We start from the raw sequence: 22,207 nt of genomic DNA on the forward strand, positions 1-22,207 counted from the left end.
CATTTTAGGGACGGGCTTTTGTGATTTCTTTATTAGAGAGGTAACGAAGTTTTACGATATTGCTCGACCTCATCGGTCAATTTGTAGCTATTGTCTTTCATTAATTTCATGAAGCTATCCAGCTTTTGTAGAAATGGGCTGCTGTCATTATTTTTGGTCAGAATACTGGAGTAAGCCTTTTGCGCCTCCAAATCCATTTCCAGATTGTCATAATGGAAGAGAGGAGTGTTATTCTGGCCGTAAAACGTATTATTCACATACATAGTGTACAAGGCTTTTACAGCAGAAATTCGGTTTGACTTCGGATGATTTTGAATGAATTGCTCTTGAGATAAAGCTCTGGCTGCAACCTCAGTCCAGGCGATAACTAGCCCGTTGTCCTTGGAAGAGGGCAGGTCCGATTCGGTTGCCATAATGGTAATATAAGCGCTGATATCATTGGTAACGTATAGCTTGTACTTGCGGTAAGCTCCATAATCGATCACCGGGAAAAAAGTACCCTCTGCTGTCTCCAGCTTATATCCGCTTTCGCTGGCACTTTTAAGCAGTGTACGCAGCTGGAGATCATCAGTAATAGCGGCAAGAGACGACATGCTGGCGCCTGCTTTATAAATGGCGGTGAGCTTCCGCTGGACAGTGCTGGTACTGAATTTACTTTCCCAGGCTTGCAGCGCAGCTTTATGCAGATTCTCAAGCTTCAGGGTCATCATTGTTGCACGATATGACCCTACCGCATACATATTGGAGTTCAAATATTTTATGGCTTCGGGTAACTTGTCAGAGGTAGATAACAGCGGTAATGCAGCTTTATAGACAGCCTCTGCATGATTATTGCTAGCTGCTTGAGGAATTGCCTTAGCGCCTTCCCCAGGAGGGCTGGTAGCACCTTCGGCGTGAATAGCACTGGGCAATATGCCTAGCCCTAAGGCTATAGCTAGAACGGAGTAGAGAATATGATGCTTCTTAATCATGGAAGTTTCCCCCTATCTATCGGATGGAATAAAGTTTTCAGCCTAGGTATTTATTTTTTGAAAAATATAAATTTCAGTCCCAACCCCCCAATGATGCACAGAATTAAGCTTACCCACGGGGATATTGTAATGACCGGAAATAACCGATCGAGGAACATGCCGATAAATACAGCAGCTACTGCGATGCCAATATAAATTCCAAGGCTTTTTATATCAAAAGGCTTGGCACTGGGTGCATCGCTTTCCGACAAGGAAGACATCCATTTCATAATCAGTTCAATTAAGATAATGGAGCCTACTCCCACAGCGAGCAGGGTGAAAAGGCTGATCTGTCCGAACATTCCAGGTGAATCGTCAGTCCATTGGAAGAAGAGTCCACCGATTGCCAATATCCCAAAAAGACAGGTCAGAGCTGCGCAGGGAATCATCAAGTAATAGTTCCATTTACTGCGCACCGGGCGCCCGGGAACACTGTCTATGATTTCTTTAAAATAATCGTGCGGATTCTCGCCGAATACTTGCTTGGCATTTTTCCCTTTACGTTGTTCCTTCAACAGCAGCTTGGCCGCATCCAGCAAAAGTTCTTCTCCGCGCAGGGTGTCAATTCGACTGGCCCGCATTGCAAGGATCATATCTTCTAAATAGGAGCGATTGAAGGGCGTCAACTGCTCACGCAGGGCGTTATTTTCCTTAATCATATCTTTCACTTTCATAATTTGGATGTAAACCTCCAGTGTTGTTAATCGGTATAGTCTTTAACCTAGAGTATACTTTTGCATGACAGGTCTACGCAAGGACAACCATTTCTATGGCGATATGCATAATCCTTTTAGAAGAGTGAACACTGATAATGTTGTTGCTTGATCAATATAGCATTGGGAAAGGTTGGAAGCTTTATGGAACATGAGAACAAGAAAGAACAGGGAAGATCCATGGGCAACGGTTTCGAGCCTACGCCCAATAATTCAATGGGGGATTGGGGCGGCTCCGATGGATTCAGCATGTGGGATTCCGCAGAAGATGCTCCCGAGGGCTTGCTTAAGGATTGGGAAGGCAGCCATGAAACCCATGAGATGTTTAACGACAGCTACGATTGATTAACAACCCTGGCCATTCATCTTGAAAAAACAACAGAGCAGCGATCCTCCGATACTGGGGATCGCTGCTCTGTGTTTTTTGGTGGGGTTCTCAAACCCAAACCCAAACCCAAACCCAAACCCAAACCCAAACCCAAACCCAAACCCAAACCCAAACCCAAACCCAAACCCAAACCCAAACCCAAACCCAAACCTCAAGCACCCCCGAACCCCAGACCCCCGGTTGTCGTAGCATCCACCATCTTTCGGACTCAGATGACGTTATTTGCCAAATTATCGCCTTTTCAGCACAGTTTCGGACTCCAGTGACGCTATTGCTCGAAAAGAAGCTTGTATTTGCTGTTTTACAGGGTGATAGCGACTATGGGGTCCGATAGAATTCAAAAAGTGTGCTAAATCTGCGAATAGGTTTTCTGAGTCCTATAGAGCTGCTGAATCCGATGGATTCAGCAGCGGGATTTCCGCGGAAGATACCCCCGAGGGCTTGCTTAAGGATTGGGAAGGCGACCATGAAACCCATGAGATGTTTAACGACAGCTACGATTGATTAACAACCCTGGTCATTCATCTCGAAAAAACAACAGAGCAGCTATCCTCCGATCTGGGGATCGCTGCTCTTTTTTTTGGTGGGGTTCTCATACCCAAAGCCAAAGCCAAACCCAAGCACCCCCGGAACCCGGGAATCCCAGAGCTCCCAGAGCCCCCGGTTGTCTTAGATTCATCATCTTTCGGACTCAGATGACGTTATTAGCCAAATTATCGCCTTTTCAGCACAGTTTCGGACCCCAGTGACGCTATTGCTCGAAAAGTAGCTCGTATTTGCTGTTTTACAGGGTGATAGCGACTATGGGGTCCGATAGAATTCAAAAAGTGTGCTAAATCTGCGAATAGGGTCTTCTGAGTCCTATAGAGCTACTGAGTCCGCTGGAGCAGGTGAGTCCGATGAAGCTGCTGAGTCCGAAGGAGCTACTGAATCGCGATTATTAACTAATCCAACAAAGGTTGGCGTTTAGAGGTTTAAGAGGTAGGTTCCAATCCACTCGACGTGTGCGCCCCAGAGTCATGTTCATATCTTACAGGGCACCCTGTTTGTCGTGCAGACTCTAATGCCCAATACTCCCCGCAGATTATTAAGAATTGTCCCCTTGCTGTTGACAATATGAACGAAATCTTTATAATTAGATTATAATTCATACTAAGTTAATCGGAATTCTAATAAATTAAAATAAATTAAATTATTAATATAATTATAATTATAGGAGGATGCGGCAATGGAACGGAATATTGTAATCCGGCATAACGGAGAAGAATTGACTGCGAGCATACATTACCCGAACAAAGAGAAGGGAACCTCTTCGCGTTGCAAGGATAGACTGCCATTAGCCGTGATCTGCCACGGATTTGTGGGGAATCGGATTGGTGTAGACCGGATTTTTGTGAAGGCGGCTCGTGAGCTGGCACAAGAGGGATATATGGTTATTCGTTTTGATTATGCGGGCTGCGGCGAGAGCAGCGGGAATTATGGCGGTGAAGACATGGAATCGATGATCGCTCAGACTAGAGCAGTGCTGGATTACGGAATTAGCTCTGCTGATGTGGACCCACAGCGGGTGACGCTGATTGGCCATAGCCTCGGTGGCGCGGTGGCGCTGCTGACAAGTATTCGCGATCGCCGCGTGAAGAATCTCGTGTTATGGGCCTCTGTGGGTTATCCTTTCAATGATATTGTGAAAATTGTAGGGCGGGAGGCGTATGATCGCGCTGTGAAGAATGGATCAGCCGATTATGTGGGCTACTCGTTTACGCCGGTATATTTTAATTCTTTGGCGGCATTTCAGCCCTTTCAAGAAGCGAGCAAATTTAGCGGCGATGTACTCGTTATCCATGGCACCTCTGATGATGTCATTCCGGTGGATTACGCTTTTCTTTACCAGAAACTGTTCTGGACACGTCCCGAAGGACGTTGCGATAAAGAGATCATTTTTCAAGGGGATCACACCTTTTCTTCTGGACCGGCACAGCAGCAGGCTGCTTAAGCGGACTATAGAATGGATGAATGAACAAGAGCATCTGCAGACAGAGTGGCAGAATTGGATGATTTAGGAGAAGGTTTTTATTCGCATTAACTTGCAATAAGCGGTAAAATAAAGATGCACACCATATACTGGGTTATGGAGGTTGGCATCCTATGAAATTACCGTCATTTTTTATTGCGCACGGTTCTCCGCTCCTCGCACTGGAGGATAACGAGTATACCCGTTTTCTGGAGCGGCTTGGTCAAGAACTTGAAGCGCCACGCGGTATAGTAGTTTTCTCAGCGCACTGGGATAGCCCTGAACAGCTACTTACCGTTGATGAACTGCACGAGACACAGCATGACTTCTACGGATTCCCTGAAGAAGTTTACACGCTGACCTATCCGGCCCCGGGCGATCCGGCCCTAACAAGACGGATTTCTGAGCTCTTCAAGGATAACAATCTTTCACATCAGCCCGTTCTGGGGCGAGGACTCGATCATGGAGTCTGGGTGATACTGAAAAAAATGTTCCCGAACGCCGACATTCCGGTAGTTGCTTTATCCGTCGATTCCCTGCGCTCTCCCAAGGAGCAATACAATATCGGGCGGATGTTAGCGCCGCTTCGTGACGAAGGCATACTGCTGATTGGAAGCGGTGGACTTGTTCACAATTTGCGGATGCTAAGTGAAAGTGAGCAGCCTGAGGATTGGGCACTTGAATTCGATGCCTGGATTGCCAAGGGACTAGAAGCCTGGGATTTGCCTTCACTTTTTGCGTATGAGAAAAAAGCTCCACATGTACGCGATGCGGTTCCTTCTTATGGAAGAGAGCATTTTGCACCTCTCTTTTACGCGATGGGAACAGCGGATGGCAGCAGGAAGGCAGAGCGTATTTTTCAGGCTTATCAGTATGGGACATTAAGTCTGAATTGCTGGAAGCTAGACTAACTGAATGAATAAGAGACCCGCAGGGTGCAGCCGCAATGGCTGTACCCTTTTTTTAATATAAGAATTTATCTATTCCATGCTATAAAATTTCCTTATGCTTGCTATGAAAAAGGGAGTAGGTAATCAAGACAAATGGGACTGACTGTGATTAAATGGAAGGAATCAGTGAGTTTCATAAAACGTTTAGGAGGAACTACAAGCTTATGAAAGTAAATTGCTCTTCTTCCCGTCTGTTATCTGCCATTGTATTGACCACCCTATTGCTCTCCGCTTGCGGAACACAGAGTGCAAATAATGAGATCACCCCGACACAGCGACCTACCGCAGAGCCCACGCCTATCGAAACGATTCAACCCTCACCTACTATTGATCCCGCTGCTGAGCTCGTATCCGGATTAACAGGTCTTCCAGTTTCTGAAGACAGTCTTCCACGTCCCTTGGCCGTAATGATAAATAATGCTCCTGCCGCTCGGCCGCAATCGGGGGTTAGTGAAGCAGATATTTTGTATGAAATTCTTGCCGAAGGTGGCATTACGCGTTTGATTGGTATTTTTCAGAGCCATACAGGTGTGGTGAAAATCGGACCGATTCGCAGCATCCGCCCCTATCTGCTTGATATTGGCGAGAGCTATGGTGGTGTGACGGTGCATGCCGGAGGGAGTCCGGCGGCTTATGCCATTTTGCAAAAAGAGAAAAAAGAAGATATGGACGAGATCGGCCGTGCCGGAGCTTATTTTTGGCGGGATAAAGCGCGAAAAGCACCACATAACCTGTACAGCAACGCAGCCCAAACTGCGGGAAGGTACCGAGAAGCTTGGGTTTGCGCAAAGTGTGAAGGTGCCCGGGTATATTTTTAATAATCCAGATTACATACCGGCGGACGGAGAGAAAGCCGCTGAATTTAGCATAAACTATCTGCTCAAAAGTTATAAAGTTGACTATAAATATGATACTAAACGTCAGACCTATCAGCGTTATGTGAATGACAAACCTCATTTGGATCTAAATAACGATAATCCGGTGGAAGCGGCCAATGTTATGGTTATAGGAGCGGATCATAAAGTGCTTGATGATGTCGGAAGACTTCAGATTGATGTGGAGCTTGGCGGGGAAGCGTTGCTTTTTCAGCGGGGACAGGTCACCCAAGGCAGATGGTCGCGTGAACCAGGGGATGTGATCCGCTTTGTGAGGGATGGAAAAGAAGAGCTGATGTATCCAGGAATTACCCATATTTTGGTGGTCCCTAATGCGCCTTCATTTAGCAGTCATGTGGTATATGGCGGGGCGGATGGTACAACATAAGAAAGTCGGAATATCCAGTGTTATACAGATTTGTGTTCGGAATAATGGGTATGTGTTAATAGAGTGTAAAAAAGTTCATTTCTATAGCTTCTATACCTTGTACGGATATGATAAGATAACAAGGGTTGTCATTCATTTTCATGCTTTTTACATATGAATGGCTCTGTATTCACGGTAATTTTATGTAAAGGGGTTTAAAACAATGAAGTTGAGAAAAAAGGACATATTCTTTGAGACGCTGGAAAATATGGCCGATACTATTGTCCAAGCTGCAGATTATTTTGCTCAGAATATCACTGATCTCCGGAATAATGTTGATAATTTCGCTGCAGAGATGAAAAAGTACGAATCCCAATGTGATACTTACACTCACACCGTTATCAAAGAATTGAACAAGACGTTTATTACGCCGCTTGAACGTGACGACATTATGGACTTGATCACAAGCATGGATGATGTCATCGATGGTCTGGAGGCATCCGCCTCACGTTTCTATATGTACAACCTTCTTGACCCGGATGAATACATTGTACAATTCGCCGAAATCCTTCGTCAGTGTGCTTATGAAATCCAAAAAGCGGTTCATTTGCTCTCCCAGAAGAAATTGTTGGCGATCCGTGAATATACAATCCGTCTGAATGACCTTGAGAATCAAGGGGACGAAGTGCTGCGTATTTGTACTAAGGTCCTGTTCGAAACTGTAAAAGACCCGATTGAGCTGATTAAACGCAAGGAACTGTATGAGCGGCTCGAGACCACTACAGACAAATGTGAAGATGTAGCCAACATGTTGGAATCGATCATCATGCGCAACTCATAAGGGGTACTAGAATATGGAAACATCTATATGGATTCTTGGAATTGTTATATTTCTTGCGCTTGCGTTTGACTTTATCAATGGATTCCATGATACGGCCAACGCAATTGCTACCTCTGTCTCAACACGTGCCTTAAAACCGCGAACAGCAATTATTATGGCAGCACTGATGAACTTTGTTGGGGCCTTGATGTTTACAGGTGTGGCCAAAAAAATCGGCGGAAGTATCACCGACCCGACCTTACTTGAAAATGGGTTGGATATCATAATAGCGACGCTGATTGCTTCGATTATTTGGAATTTGATTACTTGGTGGCTCGGGATTCCATCCTCATCGTCTCATGCACTGATCGGCGCTTTAGCGGGTGCAGTATACGTGGGGGCAGGCTCAGCACACATCAATTGGGGCGGGTTTGTGGAAATTGTCGAAGGACTGATTTTCTCCCCAATCATTGCGTTTGTTATCGGTTATATTATCATGACCATCCTGAAGTGGATCTTTGCTAAGCGTAGTCCACATACGGTCAACAAGGGTTTCCGCTCTATGCAGGTCCTTACGGCAGCATTACAGTCGTTCACACATGGTACGAATGATGCGCAGAAGGCGATGGGGATCATTACTTTTGCACTCGTTACCTCAGGACGTCAAGAAACTATGGATGTTATCCCTTTGTGGGTTAAGATAGCTGCAGCTACGGCTATGGCGCTCGGTACCTCCATTGGCGGTTGGAAGATTATTAAGACTATGGGCACAAAGATTTTCAAAATCGAACCTATTAACGGTTTCGCGGCTGATATTTCCGCGGCATCTGTTATTTTCTCAGCAACGCGCTGCATTTGCCAGTAAGCTCAACGCATGCGATCACATCAGCGATCCTTGGGGTTGGCTCTGCCAAACGTTTCTCTGCAGTGAAATGGGGAGTAGCCGGACGTATTGTGGTCACTTGGTTCATCACGATTCCAATCAGTGCGGTATTAGCAGGTCTGATTTTCAAAATCATTTTTTAAACACCCTTTAATAAAGATGTCAGTTAGCCATTGGGCTGCGGACATCTTTTTTTGTTGTTTGGACATGAGGATGAGTGAAGAATGTACGGTATAAATCCCGTAGAAATGGCGGAAATCGGCGTTGGAGGGAGAATGTACGGTATAAATCCCGTAGAAATGACGGAGTTTGGCGTCGGAGGGAGAATGTACGGTATAAATCCCGTAGAAATGGCGGAGTTTGGCGATAGAGGGGGAATGTACGGTATAAATCCCGTAGAAATGGCGGAGTTTGGCGTTGGAGGGAGAATGTACGGTATAAATCCCGCAGAAATGACGGAGTTTGGCGTTGGAGGGGAAATGTACGGTATAAATCCCGTAGAAATGACGAAGTTTGGCGTTGGAGGGAGAATGTAAGGTATAAATCCCGTAGAAATGATGGAGTTTGGCGATGGAGGGGGAATGTACGGTATAAATCCCGTAGAAGTGGCGAAGTTTGGCGTTGGAGGGAGAATGTAAGGTATAAATCCCGTAGAAATGATGGAGTTTGGCGATGGAGGGGGAATGTACGGTATAAATCCCGAAGAAATGATGGAGTTTGGCGATGGATGGGGAATGTACGGTATAAATCCCGCTGAATTTACGAAATTCGAGGGTGGTGACAAAAAGAAGAGCATAACTGCCCTAGAATTGGAGACACTTCGTCGAAGAAGCAGAAAGAAAGGCATAAATGCCTTAGAATGACGGCACCTGACTTGTATGAAGGTGGACCAGCCCAACTAAACACATTTCAAGGGAACCCAACGCACCTTAATCCAGCCCATCGTAACGTAACCTTGCACAAGCTAACTCAGCCCAGTCCAAATTACCTTATTTCAGCAAAATCCAGCGCACCGAAGTCCAGCCCTGCGCAAAGTAACCTAGCCCAGATTAACTCAGCTCAGTCCCGCGTAACACATTTCAACGGAACCCAGTGCACCTTAATCCAGTCCATCGCAAAGTAACCTAGTACAAACTAACTCAGCCCAGTCCCGCGTAACACATTTCAACGGAACCCAGTGCAACTTAATCCAGTCCATCGCAAAGTAACCTAGTACAAACTAACTCAGCCCAGTCCCGCGTAACACATTTCAAGGGAACCCAGTGCACCTTAATCCAGTCCATCGCAAAGTAACCTAGTACAAACTAACTCAGCCCAGTCCCACGTAACACATTTCAGCAGAATCCAGCGCACCGAAGTCCAGCCCTGCGCAAAGTAACCTAGCCCAAATGAACTCAGCCCAGCCCAACTTACCTCATTTCAGCAGAATCCAGCACACCGAAGTCCAGCCCTGCACAAAGTAACCTAGCCAAAGTTAACTCAGCATAGTCCCACGTAACACATTTCAAGGGAACCCAGCGCACCTTAATCCAGTCCATCGCAAAGTAACCTAGTACAAACTAACTCAGCCCAATCCATCGTAACGTAACCTGGCCAAATTAACCCAACCCAACCCAACCCAACCCAACCCAACCCAACCCAACCCAACCCAACCCAACCCAACCCAACCCAACCCAACCCAACCCAACCCAACCCAACCCAACCCAACCCAACCCAACCCAACCCAACCCAACCCAACCCAACCCAACCCAACCCAACCCAACCCAACCCAACCCAACCCAACCCAACCCAACCCAACCCAACCCAACCCAACCCTCCTCCTATCCCCCTGCTTTTCTGCCGTCGAAGAATATCGCCTTATTTCCATTATCCCGCCCGCACTCAACTTTACAGTCAAGAATTGCATCCCTATCCCACGGTCACTACCAGCCCAAAGTAAAACATATGTTACTTACGTTAAATGAACGCTAGGCGATGGACTCAACCTTTTGCGAATTCAAGTCCAGCTTGCTTACGATCGAAGGGTTGTTTACCATCCCCAAAGGAGCACTTTTTCACCAACTAATTAGTAAAAATAGCGATAGTAATTCGCAGCTATGAATTTGTCTCACTCATAAACCCGATACCGACAGAAGAGAATAAGGATAGCTCGCTCCCAGCGCAACTAACCCTACACAAATAAATCGAGCATTAACGAACGACGAAGCACCAAATGTTTCTTAGTCTAGCTTAAGAGGTGCTGCTGGTTATGTTTTTTGCTTTTTGGAAGACTTGTCTTCTTGCTGTACAATAGAGGCGTGGAAGAAGATGAAGCGGAGGAACATTTATGATACGTACACTTGTTGTCACACATAAAGGTGAGGTGCTGACAGAGATCCCTCTGCAAAATATCCGGCTGGAGGATTATGCTTGGATATGGGCAGATTTTGCTACGCCTACGCCAGAAGAGACGCTTTTGCTGGATGAATATTTTCATTTTCACCCCTTGGCGATAGAGGACTGTATGCATGTATTGCAGCGGCCGAAGCTGGATCATTATGAGAATGTGCAGTTTTTTGTTCTGCATGCGTTAAATGAGCGGACGTTGGATGCTGAGGAGGTTGACCTATTTTTAAGCGCGAACTTTCTTGTCTCCTATCACCATCAGGAAAAAGCAGAGATGAATGAAGCGTGGGAACAAGTGAAAAGCGAAATACATAGTCGAAAAGGCTGGTCGGGTGGGCCGATGGCAGCTGCATATACGGTGATGGACAAGCTGGTGGACAAGTATTTTCCATGTCTCTACAGTTTAGAGGACGAGCTTGCGGATCTAGAAAGTAGCGGCAGCAGTGAGTCGGTGGAGGAATTGATGAGCCAGGTGTTTGGCGTGCGCGGAAGACTCCTCAAAATGCGGCGGACGATTGTGCCAATGCGTGATTTGATGTACCGGATCGTGAATTCACAGCATGTCCAGAGCAACGGTGAGGAACGGATTTATTTTGGCGATATTTATGACCATCTGCTAAAGCTCTCCGATATGATTGAGGCTGATCGGGAAATGACTGCGGATTTGCGTGACAGCTACATTTCACTCAATTCCAACCGGATGAATTCGATTATGAAAACACTAACGGTAATCACCACCGTATTCATGCCGCTGACGCTTATCGCCGGGATCTACGGAATGAACTTTGTGAAGATGCCTGAACTAGAGTGGAAGTATGGTTATTTTGGTGTGCTGCTGTTTATGCTGGTGGTTGGTTTTGGGATGTTCAGATGGTTTCGACGGAGTGGCTGGTTTAAGTAAAAATAGAGCAGAAGCGCCAACAGCAAATCTCTTTCCTGCGAGAATTGCTGTTTTTCTGGTGCATAGCTAGAAAACGTCACCGCTATTTGCGGCGACGTTTTCCGGTAGAAGAAGTAGAGCGCCGGCGAGTAGTTGTAGTAGATTTGCGACGGGGTGAGGTGGAACGCTTTTTTTTGCGGCGATTAGGACTGTACAGGGCGGCATCCTCTTCGGCGGCTAGTGCGCCTGCTGCGCCTTTGTTTTTACCGAAGCTACCCATGAACAGCTTAACCATTGGAGCCATCTGCTGGAAGCCGGACATCACCTTTTGTACTTTACCCATAGAGTTTACGATCCCGTCAATGCCGCCCATTCGATCGATGATGCCTTTGATTTGCTCCATATTCCCACCAATTCCGCCACCGCCGCCTAAGCCGCTGAGCAGTCCGGCAAGCCCGCCGCTTGCCTTTGTTGCAGCTTCAGCTGCAGGGAGCGCTAGCGCAGTTTCGGTGGCAGCTTCTGCTCCTAAAGCAGGAAGGATTCCGGTCTCACCGGGGAGAGCTGAGGGTGCATATGAACTGAGGCCGGGGTAGGCAGAGGCATTATACGAATCGCTCAGTGAACGCTGATTCCGGCGGGAATGATTATAGTAATGATCAGGCATAATATCACATTCCTTTGTTAGTGGTCTGCTATACTGTATGTCATGGGCGAACATACGGTATAGACGAATGCCCGGGTAATAGGGATAGGAGCGGAAAAGGGCGTATGCCTATAAACAGGTTAAAGTAGTGAAGAAACCGTGTACGAGCTTGATTTTCGGCGCTTTTGTAGTACTATAGTGTAGGCGATAATTCTTATGTAGAGAAAAATACTTGTATTGGGGTACATAAATGGTGTGCGCGTGGGGTGGACGTTTGTCCATCATTTTCGTTCTTTACAGCGTGAAATCGTTAATGCTTGAAAAATGCGCTCCAGTGCAATATAGTAAAGGCAGGATAGTGACATTAGGTTGATGTTTCCGGAGCTAGTTTTGTACGGAGCTTAATCAGAGAAACTAATGCTGATAGAACTTTTAGGGGATGAAAAATTGATGCAACTTAAGAAGTTAAATGATAAAAGTATAGACCAATTATTTGAAGCCATTTTAACATTAAAGAATATGGAAGAATGTTATGTTTTCTTTGATGATTTGTGCACCGTGAACGAGATTCAATCGCTGTCGCAACGACTGGAAGTAGCGCGTATGCTCGGCAAAGGCTCGACCTACAATCAGATCGAAGCAGAGACAGGAGCAAGTACAGCTACTATTTCCCGTGTAAAACGTTGCTTGAACTACGGAAATGATGGTTATAAATTAACGCTGGAACGTTTGGGACGCTAATTTATGGTACCGGGCGTACTTATTATCAGTCACGGCTCCCGCGACGAGGTTTGGGTGTCGATCGTGGAAGAGGCCGTAAGCGAATTATCGCTAGATGAAGAGATGCCAGTGGTGGTCTCTTTTTTAGAGCTGGTAGAGGGCCGTCTGATTCAAGATGGAATAAATGAACTGGAACATGCAGGGGTCACAGATATAATTGTGATCCCATTGTTCGTTTCCTCGGGAAGCACACATGTCGATGAAATAGAATATGCACTTGGGGCTAAACCTGAACCTGAACGTGAGACCGATTTAGAGCCGTTCCACGTGAAGGCTAAGGTTCACTATGGTTATCCTGTCGACGATGACCCGGACATCGCTGTGATGATCTGGGACAAGCTTCGTAAGCTGTCTACGGAACCTGAACGTGAGACAATTCTGTTGGTGGGTCATGGCAGCATCTATGAGGGCTTCCGCCAGCGTTGGCAGCAGGGCATCTCTTCACTGGCAGGACGTGTACGTGAGGTGAGCGGCGTAGCGGCGGCCGATTACGGTCTGCTGAATCCGGACAGTGTAAGAAGCAAAGTGGAGTATTGGCAGGAGCAGGGTCACGAGGTGTTGGTGGCGCCGCTTTTTTTGAGTGAAGGTTATTTCACTAAACATGTGGTTCCGAACAGACTTAAAGGGTTAACCTATAAGTATTCTGGCCAGACGCTTTTGCCGCATCCGCTTCTTCCGCATTGGATTGAGAGACAGGTAGAGACACTCCTCGAACAGATTCGAAAAAAGAGTTAAAAAGCTTCCTTTTTAGTCCACTTAATCATGAAAAATAGTGCCCATTTCCGTGGATAATACGGGATTTGCTGCATAGACATATATATAGTTGTTTTTGCCTAATAAGGTGTCGTGAATTGTTGTATAATGGAATATTTACGATTAATGTCCTCTGACATTGATTGTAGTGGTCCGAATTAGGTATAATCAATTAGGTTATTCTATTATAAAAAACAGGTGGCGTTCCGGTAATGAAAACTGCGAGATTGATTTATAATCCCACTTCTGGACGGGAAGAAATGAAGAAGCGGCTCGCCGACATTTTGGACCGGCTGGATACGGGTGGCATTGAAGCCTCCTGCCATGCAACGACCGGAGAAGGCGATGCTATGTTAGCTGCTGCGGATGCAGTAGAGCGCGGTTATGATCTAATCATAGCAGCCGGTGGGGATGGCACTTTAAATGAGGTTATCAATGGTATGGCGGAGAAACCTAATCTCCCCCCGCTTGGCGTATTGCCACTTGGGACTACCAATGATTTTGCACGTGCGATGGGGATTCCGAAGAATTGGGAAGATTCCGTTGATTTGATCCTTCGTCAAGAGTCGCGTCCGATTGATATCGGTAAAGCCAATGATCGTTATTTCATTAATATAGCAGGCGGTGGCAGTCTAACCGAACTGACCTATGAAGTTCCCAGTAAGCTGAAGACCATGATAGGACAGCTTGCGTACTATTTAAAAGGTATTGAAAAAATGGTCAGCCTATCTCCTCAGGAACTAATCATTCGTGCCAATGGGCAGGAGGTTATTCATGATGAGTTCATGCTGTTCCTGATTGCAAATACGAATTCTGTCGGCGGCTTTGAAAAGCTTGCTCCCGGCGCTCGAATCGATGACGGTCTGTTAGATGTTATTGCGGTCAAAAAATGCAACCTGGCAGAGTTTGTCCGTTTGGTTAGATTGGCCCTTCGTGGCGAGCATTTGCAGGATAAAAAGGTTGTGTATTTCCGTACGGATGCAATGGATGTAATCTCTCCAGGGCATGTCCAATTGAACTTGGATGGAGAACTTGGCGGAGAGCTGCCGGGTCGTTTTCGGATTTTGCCGCAGCATCTGCGGATTTTTGCTCAGAATAATTAGGGTTGTTTAAAAGTAAGAGTGGGATTATACAGTGATGATAATGAAAGAAGTGAACAATAAATAATGAGTAAACACCGCAGTGGACGCAGCACCAGCCGCCCAGCCGGCAAGGCGCCTGTCGCCGGACTGCCTGTGAATAAAAATGATGAGGTTATGCTCGATATTATCGGCATGACCCATGAAGGTGAAGGGGTAGGCCGCGTAGAAGGCTTTACCCTTTTTGTGCAGGGAGCCCTTCCCGGAGAGAAAGTCCGGGCAAGGGTGCTCAAGACCAAAAAGCAGTATGGCTACGCCAAACTGCTGAATATAGTAGAAGCGAGCAGCGCCCGCATCGCGGCGCCTTGCGAGATCTATGACCAATGCGGCGGCTGCCAGCTGCAGCATATGGACTACACCGCACAGCTGGCGTGGAAACGGCAACTGGTGGTGGACAACCTGGAGCGGATTGGGAAGCTTCGGGTGGCTGGTGGCGGGAACAGCGGAAAGAGCAAAGAGAATGAAGCTGTTGAGAGTCAGACGGACAGTGCCAACTATGGCGGCATTGCAGATGGTACGACTGAAGGCGCTGGAGTAACTCAGACAGATGGCATTCTTGTTCGCCCTACACTCGGCATGGACGAGCCTTGGCGTTACCGCAATAAGGCACAGGTGCCAATTGGGGTTACAGAAGGCGGTCTTGTGGGCGGCTTCTACGCACGCGGAAGTCACCGTATCATCGATATGGAAACCTGCTTGATTCAGCATGAAGATAATGATGACGTTGTGCGCAAGGTGAAAGATATCGGCAGAGAACTTGGCATCTCTGCTTATAGTGAAGAAACCGGCCGCGGCCTGCTGCGCCATGTCGTCGTGAAGAAAGCTTTTCGCACCGGTGAAATGATGGTCGTCCTCGTAACCAACGGCCGCGACATTCCACACCTTGACGCCTGGCTTGGCAGCATCCGCGAACAGCTGCCGGATGTAGTCAGCATCTGCCAGAACGTCAACACTCAGCGTACGAATGTCATCTTCGGTGGCGAAACCCGCGTCCTGTGGGGCAGAGACGTCATCTATGACTACATCGGCGATGTACAGTTCGCTATCTCAGCGCGTTCGTTCTATCAAGTGAACCCGGCACAGACCGAAGTGCTGTACGGTAAAACCGTTGAATATGCCGGACTGACTGGCAATGAAACGGTTATCGATGCCTATTGCGGCATCGGTACGATCTCCCTCTTCCTGGCGCAGCATGCAGCTAAGGTATATGGTGTGGAGATTGTACCGGAAGCTATTGAGGATGCCCGGGCGAATGCGAAGTTAAATGAGATGAAGAATGTAGTGTTCGAGGTTGGAGCCTCTGAAGATGTCATTCCGAATTGGAAAGAGGAAGGGATTACGGCGGATGTTATCGTGGTCGATCCACCTCGGAAGGGCTGCGACCCGCGGTTACTTGAAACGATCCTTGCAATGAAGCCGGAGCGTGTGGTGTATGTGTCGTGTAATCCATCGACACTAGCAAGAGACTTGCGGGTGCTCGAAGATGGCGGATACAAGACAGTGGAGGTAACTCCGGTGGATATGTTCCCGCATACGGTGCATGTGGAGTCGGTGGCGTTGTTGGTGAGGGATAACAGTGCAATGAAATCCTTTTATTTACCGGGGATTTCCAATATGGTACAGATTAAAAATGTTGGTGGTACAGATGGCGTAGAACAGACTTGATGTAAAATTGATGTAAAAATGATGTGAAAATTCACCGAATTTCAACCTAAATGAACAGAAGACACCGGGGAACTCCTGTGCGTCTTCTTTTTTTGTGCTGGGTCTCCTTATGCGGCAGCAAGGACTGCACTCTTGCATAATGCGGAAGTTTAGAGTTACCACAACCGACTCGAGTCATGATTAACCTATTGCACCAAATTAGCTGCAACAGGACTTTTCGGCAACCAAGCCCAAATAAAAAAGGGTCGCAGACATACCTATATTCCGTGACGCCAAGGCAAACTGTATCTGGTCAGCATTTTTGGATTTGTACAAGAAAAAGATTGTCGGCTGGAAACTCAGCGGCCATATGACTACAGATCTGGTTATGGAAACTCTGAAGCAGGCGTACAAAGCCAAAAAAATGGGAAAGAACCTCATTCACCATTCGGATCCTGGATCTCAGTATATACTTCCAGGGACTACCGGAAACAACTTAAGAAGTACCACATGAAAGATAGCATGAGCCGAAAAGGCAACTGGTACGACAACGTCTGTTTCGAGGATTTCAACAGTAAATTGAAGCGTGAGTTGATTTACATTAACCCCAAGTTCAAAACGAAGCAAGAAGCGTACGACAAGTTGTATCAGTATTTAGAGTTTCATTGAGAGAAGTTATCTTTGTCCCAACACTAATTCTCTCTTGTTTATTTAGACGGAGATTCATTCCATTTTTTTCATTTGGTTAATGTTCTTTTTTTATTTATATCGTCTTCCATACTGCAAAGCAGAATTAATAATTTTAATTGTATTTCTAAACCAAGCATTTGAAATGGGATCGGAAATCAGAGCTTATAGTTGTTCGTTTAATTCAAAAAAACTCATCATAGGTAGTCATAAGATGAAAAACTCTCTCTTTATAATTCATTAATAATAGCTAACGTTCTGTGCATTCATGATGTCCGATGAATGTCGGATGTATCTGCTGGAATGTCTACTTGAAATCCACCCAGCAGATCAAGGCTCCGTAAGGAGCCTTAGCTTGAATACTATGTTAGGCGTTGTTCCTCAATTATTTATGAGTCTTCCATGTTCATTGGTTTATTCCATTATAATCAAAAAAATCTCTGCTTAGGTTCTTCAACTGGATATATTCGTTCATATCCTTTTCTGTCTTCCGAAACTGCTTCAATGTAATCACAATAATTAAGTTCAGTGAACGCTTCTGTGTATTCAATCCATACCTCATCTATAATACTTTCTTTAACATTATTGCGTATCTCACGAATTAACTCTTCATATCCGTCATTAATTCCCGTCATCAGTCTATAAAAATTGTTATTAAAAAAAAGAATTTTCTTATAATCGTTATTGTAAGTTTCCAGCTTTTTTTCAGCTGATCTAATCGTATCTTTAATATGGCTCGTAGAGGATAAAAACGTAGAGCTTAGTACGCTACAAGCAAACAAGGTTTCACTAATTGAGTCTGTAAGTTGAAGAGAAATATTTAACTTCTTTTCACCAGATTTAATATACTCTTCAGTTTTAATAGAATGTTGTAAAAATTCTGCTCCATTAATATATATATCATCGAAATCACTAATTTCAGGTCTATTATAAAGATTTCTTTTCACTTTATTCAGATTATTAAACTTAAGCTTTATGTATTTGGAAACATCCAAAGTTATACTTCCGAACTCTTCATTTCTTTTTCTCATATATTTAGCTTCATTGTATACGGCATTTAATATTCTAGAGGTTAAATCTTCCTTCTCTAAGTCATTGTATTTATTACCTAAAATAGCTGATAAGCATAATATTGTTTCATCAAAAGTTAGTTTAACACCCCTTATCTCGGATTTTTTTTGGTTAATCTTTTTGCGTATCTCTCTATTTTTTCCCCTAAAGTTCTCTATCAATTCAGCAATTTTTTCAGTAAAGGATATTGTTATATTTATTTCTGGATTAACTAATGTCTTAGCCTCTATTACTGTTTTTTGTCCACCAAAAACGAATGAAATTTCAGGCCTTTTTCCATCTGCTCCTGAAATATCTAAGCATTCGAAACCAATATCTCGTAAATCAGTACTGTAAACTCTATTAATAAAATCATTTAAAAATAAATTCACTTCACATTTTCTCTTTTCACATATTCCGGTTGTAACATAACTACATGTTTGAGTCATATATAAGCTCCTTTTTATATTTATGATTTATTTCTAAATTTAAAATGTACTCTTTACTATATTTTAAGGATTTTCGCCTAACGTTCTGTATTCACGACGTCCGACATAGTCGGATGTGTCTGCTGAAATGCCTCCTCGAAATCCTTCCAGCAGACCAAGGCTCCGTCAGGAGCCGCTGCTTGAATATTATGTTATGCGAAGCCCTTGGCTACATCGAGTTACACTATATCCAAAAGTCTTGTTGCCTTTTCCAATTCCCCTTGAGAATCCAAATATTTAAATGTCTGTTCAACATCATTTCTCTCTAATGACTTCACTATGATTAAATTGTCTATGAAGAGTCCTGGTGGATCCATCCTTGGATTTTCAAAGTGCACTACTAACTTATCTGGAGTCGTTATATTACACCAGCGGCGCGACCCGTTATTAAATAATATTGTTACCTCTACGATATTCAAACTCGATACGTTATCATCAAAATTCCACTCCACCATTTGTAATACAAATTTTTCATCTAAATCGAAATACCATTTACTTATCCATATTCGCTTGCCATGATCTCCTATTATTCGATACTTCTCCGTATTTTGGTTAATCACTTTATATTTTTCACCTCTGGTTATCGCGTGCTCATACACGCCAACACTTGTACAAGTAACTATCTGTTCTTTCAATTAATCACCCTCACAAAGATATATTTTTTTACAAGGGTTTCGTATAACTCCTTATATACGAAATTCGAAAAATAACTTCATATTTAGAGTATTCGGGAAATTATTGAGCTATCCTGCCCCGTAGCTTAAAGCGGCAATTCAGTAATTTGGAGAGCATATCTATTGATTTCATCGTTGTGCCAATGCTCCCGCAACAAAGTTTCTCAGAAATGCTTTTACCATAACTTTTTAAATGAATTATTTCTGTAGTAGTCAATTTTTTGTCTAAATAAAAAGATAGCTTAGTGATGAAATTTAACCTTTATATTAATTTCATTCAAGTTCATGTTTAATTCTGAGCACGTCCATAGGTGTTGTTTTGCTTATAGAGGAGGAGTTAGTATAATTTTGGCGAAATATGTAAGTTGAAGGAATATGTAGGGAGGTAACTTAATGGCCGCAATAAACTATATAGCTGACTGGGCTTCTGAATCTAATTGGAAAAAGCACTTAATTAATAAGGTTATTTCAAATGACTTTGATAATTCTGAAGATGAGACTCTTCTTAAAGAGATCATAGATCTTATTACCTCAAAAGAGGATGTGGGGTTGAAATTATTAAAACAGACTCAAGAGGAAAATGATCTACGCCTTGTTATTAATGAAATAAAGAGACCTGTAAATATTAACGCATTATCTTGCGATACTGCTTTTAATCTTGGAGGAAAACTAAATGTTTTTTACGGAGAAAATGGTTCTGGAAAGTCTTCTTATGTGAGAGTATTTCGTAAGCTAGCAAAGAACTATCATACATCTGCAAAGGATATGAAATTATTACCTAATGTTTATTTAGTTGGGTCTCAAGATAAAGATACAATGCTAAAACAAACTATAGACGTGTCCTACACCAGTAACGGTACTCTTAATCCGATCAATGAAGTTGATATTAATGAAGAACACTCTCATTTAATGCAAATGAATGTATTTGATAGCGATTCTGTATTACCCTTATTGAATAGTAACTTGACCTTTTCTGTTCTTCCGCAAGGATTTAAATATTTTAATAAGATTGTTGAGATTTTAACCTCTTTAAGAACAAAAGTAGACTCTATGATTGCTAATGTACGTGTAGATCAGGGGAATATTTTTAAGGATTCATCATTTGAAATCATTAGATCTGAAATTAATAATATAATTCGAAATGAAAAGCGAACTGATAAAGTTAAGGAATTCATTAGTAAAGCATATCCCTTTGATGAGACCCTAGAAACTGAAATAGCCCAATTAGATTTTAAAATTAAGGAATCAGAAGGCAGTAACATTAGTGATAAATTAAAGATACTTCGTTCACAAAAAGCAAAGCTAGAAAGTTTAGTTTCAGGAATATCGAAATTATCCAATAAACTAAGTCGTGAGAATATAGAGTTTGTTAATAATTTAATAAATGAATATGCTGGGAAAGTTCAAGAGGAGAAAAAGCAAAATGAGGATTTTTCCAAGGGTATTTCCTATTTACAACATGTGAATGAAGAATGGTACGTAATAATCCGTAATACTAAAGAGTACTACCAGGCTCTTGAAAAAGATGGCCCGGAGGTTGGGGAATGCTGCGTATTATGTAGTCAACAATTAGCACAAAGTGAAGTTGATATTATTAAAAGTAGTATTGTACATGTCTGTTCTGAATTGCACTCAGAGAAAGCAAAGCTAACGGAATATCTGGATAAGTATAAGATTACTGATGTTCTTGATTTTAAGAAGGAAGACAATGAAATATTTGAAAAGGAAGTATTAGTTGAAAAGATCAGAGCTATAATTAGCCTATTACAAACAAATATAGAATTGTTTAATGGAGGTATTACTAGTCGTAAAAGCGTTGGTCTGCATACGGTGGTAGACTTCACCGATTTTATAAAGGAAATTGAAGCTGAATCTCTCGATCTTGGGGAGAGAATACAGTCATTAAGCAAATCTACTAGTGAGTTGCAAGAACTATTAACAACATATAAAACAAGGAAACAGGATTTGGTCAAAGCAAAGCTAATTAGTGATTCACTTAGTATGTTCGAAAAGTATTATTCGCATGAGGATTACATTCAAACTCTTACAGCTATTAAATCTGGATTTGCTACAACATCGATTACAAGAAAAGCAAAGGAAGCCTTTGCATCAATTGTAGAAGAAACATATACAACAACCTTTAATAATTATTGTGACCAGCTAAAAGTGAAAAAAGTGAATATAAAGCTTACACCTCAACGTGGACAGACGCATCGAAGTAAATATGTTATTAATGAAGGATACAAAGTAACAGATATTATGAGCGAAGGTGAGCAAAAAGCAATTGCAATGGCTGAATTTGCAACGGATTTAACTATTAGACGGAACTTTAATACTGTTTTATTCGATGATCCTGTTACTTCACTTGATTATAAACGATCTGAGCTTTTTGCAAGACTTATATACAATTTATCTAAAGATCGTCAAGTAATAGTTTTTACTCATAATATTATGTTCTACTATTACTTATACAATAAATGTGCAAACGAAAACGATAAAGAAAATAAATTTTTTATCGTTGATGAGTTTGACAAGGATAATAAAGGAATTGTTTCAGAAACATTTAGTGGTAAGCTAGAGAATCTGAATGGGGTAACAAAAAAAATAAAACAATATCATCAAAAAATAAATAGTAAATCATGTGCTGGAGATGAATTGGAGGAATGTTTAAAGGCAGTGTATTCTAATATTCGAACTTGGTGTGAATTAATTGTGGAAGAGGGCTTTTTTAAAGATTTAATAAAACGATATGAACCTAATATTAGATTCACAGTTATAAACAAAATAAACACTGAATTTGTAGATGAGTTAGAGGCTGTTTCTAGTTTGTTTGATAAGGCATGTAGATGGATGCTAGGACATAGTCAACCAACGGAAACACAAAATTCAAAAGCTACAAGACAAGATTTTAATATTGATTATGAATACATTATTTCAGTTACAGACAGGTTTAAAGCAAAATAATAGCTAAATTATAAAGTATGGGATTGGGTAACTAGATATGGTTTGATGAATCTTCCTAAACCCAGAAAGAAAAAGGAGACGTCAGGAAATTCCTGTACGTCTT

Annotated in this window: 20 protein-coding genes and 2 pseudogenes; 16 read left to right on the plus strand and 6 right to left on the minus strand. The window is 43.2% G+C overall.

Going from position 1 to position 22,207, the window contains the following annotated elements:
* Nucleotides 1–32 precede the first annotated feature (32 nt).
* On the minus strand, nucleotides 33–971 hold the full coding sequence (locus tag MKX34_RS03360; protein ID WP_081384029.1) for a hypothetical protein: 939 nt from the start codon (nucleotides 969–971) through the stop codon (nucleotides 33–35).
* A gap of 50 nt (nucleotides 972–1,021) precedes the next feature.
* The gene (locus MKX34_RS03365) at nucleotides 1,022–1,684 is read right to left on the minus strand and encodes a DUF1129 family protein (RefSeq protein ID WP_036680887.1); all 663 of its coding nucleotides are present in this window, start codon (nucleotides 1,682–1,684) and stop codon (nucleotides 1,022–1,024) included.
* Between the two features lie 183 nt (nucleotides 1,685–1,867).
* On the opposite strand from MKX34_RS03365, the gene MKX34_RS03370 reads away from it, so the two are divergent.
* The 9 genes and pseudogenes from MKX34_RS03370 (at nucleotide 1,868) to MKX34_RS03410 (ending at nucleotide 8,880) form a co-directional block, all read left to right on the plus strand.
* Nucleotides 1,868–2,068 carry a hypothetical protein gene (locus MKX34_RS03370; RefSeq protein WP_036680885.1) on the plus strand — a complete coding sequence of 67 codons (201 nt, stop codon included), beginning with the start codon at nucleotides 1,868–1,870 and terminating at the stop codon, nucleotides 2,066–2,068.
* 1,271 nt (nucleotides 2,069–3,339) lie between these two features.
* A pseudogene (locus tag MKX34_RS03375) lies at nucleotides 3,340–4,171 on the plus strand (alpha/beta fold hydrolase).
* Between the two features lie 85 nt (nucleotides 4,172–4,256).
* The gene (locus MKX34_RS03380; RefSeq protein WP_038568677.1) at nucleotides 4,257–5,033 is read left to right on the plus strand and encodes a class III extradiol ring-cleavage dioxygenase; all 777 of its coding nucleotides are present in this window, start codon (nucleotides 4,257–4,259) and stop codon (nucleotides 5,031–5,033) included.
* Between the two features lie 203 nt (nucleotides 5,034–5,236).
* On the plus strand, nucleotides 5,237–5,890 hold the full coding sequence (locus tag MKX34_RS03385) for a DUF3048 domain-containing protein (RefSeq protein WP_339204408.1): 654 nt from the start codon (nucleotides 5,237–5,239) through the stop codon (nucleotides 5,888–5,890).
* On the plus strand, nucleotides 5,871–6,335 hold the full coding sequence (locus MKX34_RS03390; RefSeq protein WP_339204409.1) for a DUF3048 C-terminal domain-containing protein: 465 nt from the start codon (nucleotides 5,871–5,873) through the stop codon (nucleotides 6,333–6,335). Before MKX34_RS03385 ends, MKX34_RS03390 begins: the two co-directional genes overlap by 20 nt.
* 202 nt (nucleotides 6,336–6,537) lie before the next feature.
* Nucleotides 6,538–7,155 carry a DUF47 family protein gene (locus tag MKX34_RS03395; RefSeq protein WP_036686871.1) on the plus strand — a complete coding sequence of 206 codons (618 nt, stop codon included), beginning with the start codon at nucleotides 6,538–6,540 and terminating at the stop codon, nucleotides 7,153–7,155.
* 13 nt (nucleotides 7,156–7,168) lie between these two features.
* Nucleotides 7,169–8,160, plus strand: a pseudogene (locus MKX34_RS03400) (inorganic phosphate transporter).
* Nucleotides 8,161–8,241: 81 nt separating this feature from the next.
* Nucleotides 8,242–8,553: a hypothetical protein gene (locus tag MKX34_RS03405; RefSeq protein WP_339204411.1), complete on the plus strand. Its 312-nt coding sequence runs from the start codon at nucleotides 8,242–8,244 to the stop codon at nucleotides 8,551–8,553.
* A gap of 120 nt (nucleotides 8,554–8,673) precedes the next feature.
* The gene (locus MKX34_RS03410; RefSeq protein ID WP_339204412.1) at nucleotides 8,674–8,880 is read left to right on the plus strand and encodes a hypothetical protein; all 207 of its coding nucleotides are present in this window, start codon (nucleotides 8,674–8,676) and stop codon (nucleotides 8,878–8,880) included.
* A gap of 701 nt (nucleotides 8,881–9,581) precedes the next feature.
* Here the strand turns inward: MKX34_RS03410 and MKX34_RS03415 are convergent.
* Nucleotides 9,582–9,824, minus strand: a complete 243-nt coding sequence (locus tag MKX34_RS03415) for a hypothetical protein (protein ID WP_339204414.1) — start codon at nucleotides 9,822–9,824, stop codon at nucleotides 9,582–9,584.
* A gap of 519 nt (nucleotides 9,825–10,343) precedes the next feature.
* Here MKX34_RS03415 and corA point away from each other — a divergent pair.
* Entirely contained in the window at nucleotides 10,344–11,303 is a 960-nt protein-coding gene (gene corA, locus MKX34_RS03420; protein WP_076128481.1) for a magnesium/cobalt transporter CorA, read from the plus strand.
* Nucleotides 11,304–11,385: 82 nt separating this feature from the next.
* Here the strand turns inward: corA and MKX34_RS03425 are convergent, their stop codons facing one another.
* Nucleotides 11,386–11,946, minus strand: coding sequence for a hypothetical protein (locus MKX34_RS03425; protein WP_038568686.1), 561 nt, complete (start codon nucleotides 11,944–11,946; stop codon nucleotides 11,386–11,388).
* Nucleotides 11,947–12,375: 429 nt separating this feature from the next.
* Between MKX34_RS03425 and MKX34_RS03430 the strand changes: the two genes are divergently transcribed.
* The 5 genes from MKX34_RS03430 (at nucleotide 12,376) to MKX34_RS03450 (ending at nucleotide 16,910) form a co-directional block, all read left to right on the plus strand.
* Complete coding sequence (locus tag MKX34_RS03430; protein WP_019913624.1) at nucleotides 12,376–12,666, plus strand: YerC/YecD family TrpR-related protein; 291 nt, start codon at nucleotides 12,376–12,378, stop codon at nucleotides 12,664–12,666.
* Nucleotides 12,667–12,669: 3 nt separating this feature from the next.
* Nucleotides 12,670–13,440 (plus strand): CbiX/SirB N-terminal domain-containing protein, encoded by a 771-nt coding sequence (locus MKX34_RS03435; RefSeq protein ID WP_076104152.1) that lies wholly within the window; start codon nucleotides 12,670–12,672, stop codon nucleotides 13,438–13,440.
* A gap of 230 nt (nucleotides 13,441–13,670) precedes the next feature.
* Nucleotides 13,671–14,561 (plus strand): diacylglycerol kinase, encoded by an 891-nt coding sequence (locus MKX34_RS03440; protein ID WP_036680719.1) that lies wholly within the window; start codon nucleotides 13,671–13,673, stop codon nucleotides 14,559–14,561.
* Nucleotides 14,562–14,624: 63 nt separating this feature from the next.
* Nucleotides 14,625–16,262, plus strand: coding sequence for a 23S rRNA (uracil(1939)-C(5))-methyltransferase RlmD (rlmD, locus tag MKX34_RS03445; protein ID WP_081383828.1), 1,638 nt, complete (start codon nucleotides 14,625–14,627; stop codon nucleotides 16,260–16,262).
* A 489-nt stretch (nucleotides 16,263–16,751) separates the two neighbouring features.
* On the plus strand, nucleotides 16,752–16,910 hold the full coding sequence (locus MKX34_RS03450) for a hypothetical protein (RefSeq protein WP_179089272.1): 159 nt from the start codon (nucleotides 16,752–16,754) through the stop codon (nucleotides 16,908–16,910).
* 446 nt (nucleotides 16,911–17,356) lie between these two features.
* Here MKX34_RS03450 and MKX34_RS03455 read toward each other — a convergent pair whose 3' ends face one another.
* Nucleotides 17,357–18,427 carry a hypothetical protein gene (locus MKX34_RS03455; protein ID WP_076104151.1) on the minus strand — a complete coding sequence of 357 codons (1,071 nt, stop codon included), beginning with the start codon at nucleotides 18,425–18,427 and terminating at the stop codon, nucleotides 17,357–17,359.
* 218 nt (nucleotides 18,428–18,645) lie between these two features.
* Nucleotides 18,646–19,101 (minus strand): hypothetical protein, encoded by a 456-nt coding sequence (locus MKX34_RS03460; protein WP_076104150.1) that lies wholly within the window; start codon nucleotides 19,099–19,101, stop codon nucleotides 18,646–18,648.
* A 432-nt stretch (nucleotides 19,102–19,533) separates the two neighbouring features.
* Between MKX34_RS03460 and MKX34_RS03465 the strand changes: the two genes are divergently transcribed.
* Nucleotides 19,534–22,104: an AAA family ATPase gene (locus MKX34_RS03465; RefSeq protein WP_076104149.1), complete on the plus strand. Its 2,571-nt coding sequence runs from the start codon at nucleotides 19,534–19,536 to the stop codon at nucleotides 22,102–22,104.
* Nucleotides 22,105–22,207 lie beyond the last annotated feature (103 nt).

Source organism: Paenibacillus sp. FSL R5-0636, from assembly GCF_037974255.1.
GTDB lineage: Bacteria > Bacillota > Bacilli > Paenibacillales > Paenibacillaceae > Paenibacillus_AQ > Paenibacillus_AQ odorifer.

Bases quoted from the DNA above. Each gene is read 5' to 3' on its own strand.
- MKX34_RS03360 (WP_081384029.1), bottom strand. From the start codon at position 971: ATGATTAAGAAGCATCATATTCTCTACTCCGTTCTAGCTATAGCCTTA.
- MKX34_RS03365 (WP_036680887.1), bottom strand. From the start codon at position 1,684: ATGAAAGTGAAAGATATGATTAAGGAAAATAACGCCCTGCGTGAGCAG.
- MKX34_RS03370 (WP_036680885.1), top strand. From the start codon at position 1,868: ATGGAACATGAGAACAAGAAAGAACAGGGAAGATCCATGGGCAACGGT.
- MKX34_RS03380 (WP_038568677.1), top strand. From the start codon at position 4,257: ATGAAATTACCGTCATTTTTTATTGCGCACGGTTCTCCGCTCCTCGCA.
- MKX34_RS03385 (WP_339204408.1), top strand. From the start codon at position 5,237: ATGAAAGTAAATTGCTCTTCTTCCCGTCTGTTATCTGCCATTGTATTG.
- MKX34_RS03395 (WP_036686871.1), top strand. From the start codon at position 6,538: ATGAAGTTGAGAAAAAAGGACATATTCTTTGAGACGCTGGAAAATATG.
- MKX34_RS03405 (WP_339204411.1), top strand. From the start codon at position 8,242: ATGTACGGTATAAATCCCGTAGAAATGGCGGAAATCGGCGTTGGAGGG.
- MKX34_RS03410 (WP_339204412.1), top strand. From the start codon at position 8,674: ATGATGGAGTTTGGCGATGGAGGGGGAATGTACGGTATAAATCCCGAA.
- corA (WP_076128481.1), top strand. From the start codon at position 10,344: ATGATACGTACACTTGTTGTCACACATAAAGGTGAGGTGCTGACAGAG.
- MKX34_RS03425 (WP_038568686.1), bottom strand. From the start codon at position 11,946: ATGCCTGATCATTACTATAATCATTCCCGCCGGAATCAGCGTTCACTG.
- MKX34_RS03430 (WP_019913624.1), top strand. From the start codon at position 12,376: ATGCAACTTAAGAAGTTAAATGATAAAAGTATAGACCAATTATTTGAA.
- MKX34_RS03435 (WP_076104152.1), top strand. From the start codon at position 12,670: ATGGTACCGGGCGTACTTATTATCAGTCACGGCTCCCGCGACGAGGTT.
- MKX34_RS03440 (WP_036680719.1), top strand. From the start codon at position 13,671: ATGAAAACTGCGAGATTGATTTATAATCCCACTTCTGGACGGGAAGAA.
- rlmD (WP_081383828.1), top strand. From the start codon at position 14,625: ATGAGTAAACACCGCAGTGGACGCAGCACCAGCCGCCCAGCCGGCAAG.
- MKX34_RS03450 (WP_179089272.1), top strand. From the start codon at position 16,752: ATGAAAGATAGCATGAGCCGAAAAGGCAACTGGTACGACAACGTCTGT.
- MKX34_RS03455 (WP_076104151.1), bottom strand. From the start codon at position 18,427: ATGACTCAAACATGTAGTTATGTTACAACCGGAATATGTGAAAAGAGA.
- MKX34_RS03465 (WP_076104149.1), top strand. From the start codon at position 19,534: ATGGCCGCAATAAACTATATAGCTGACTGGGCTTCTGAATCTAATTGG.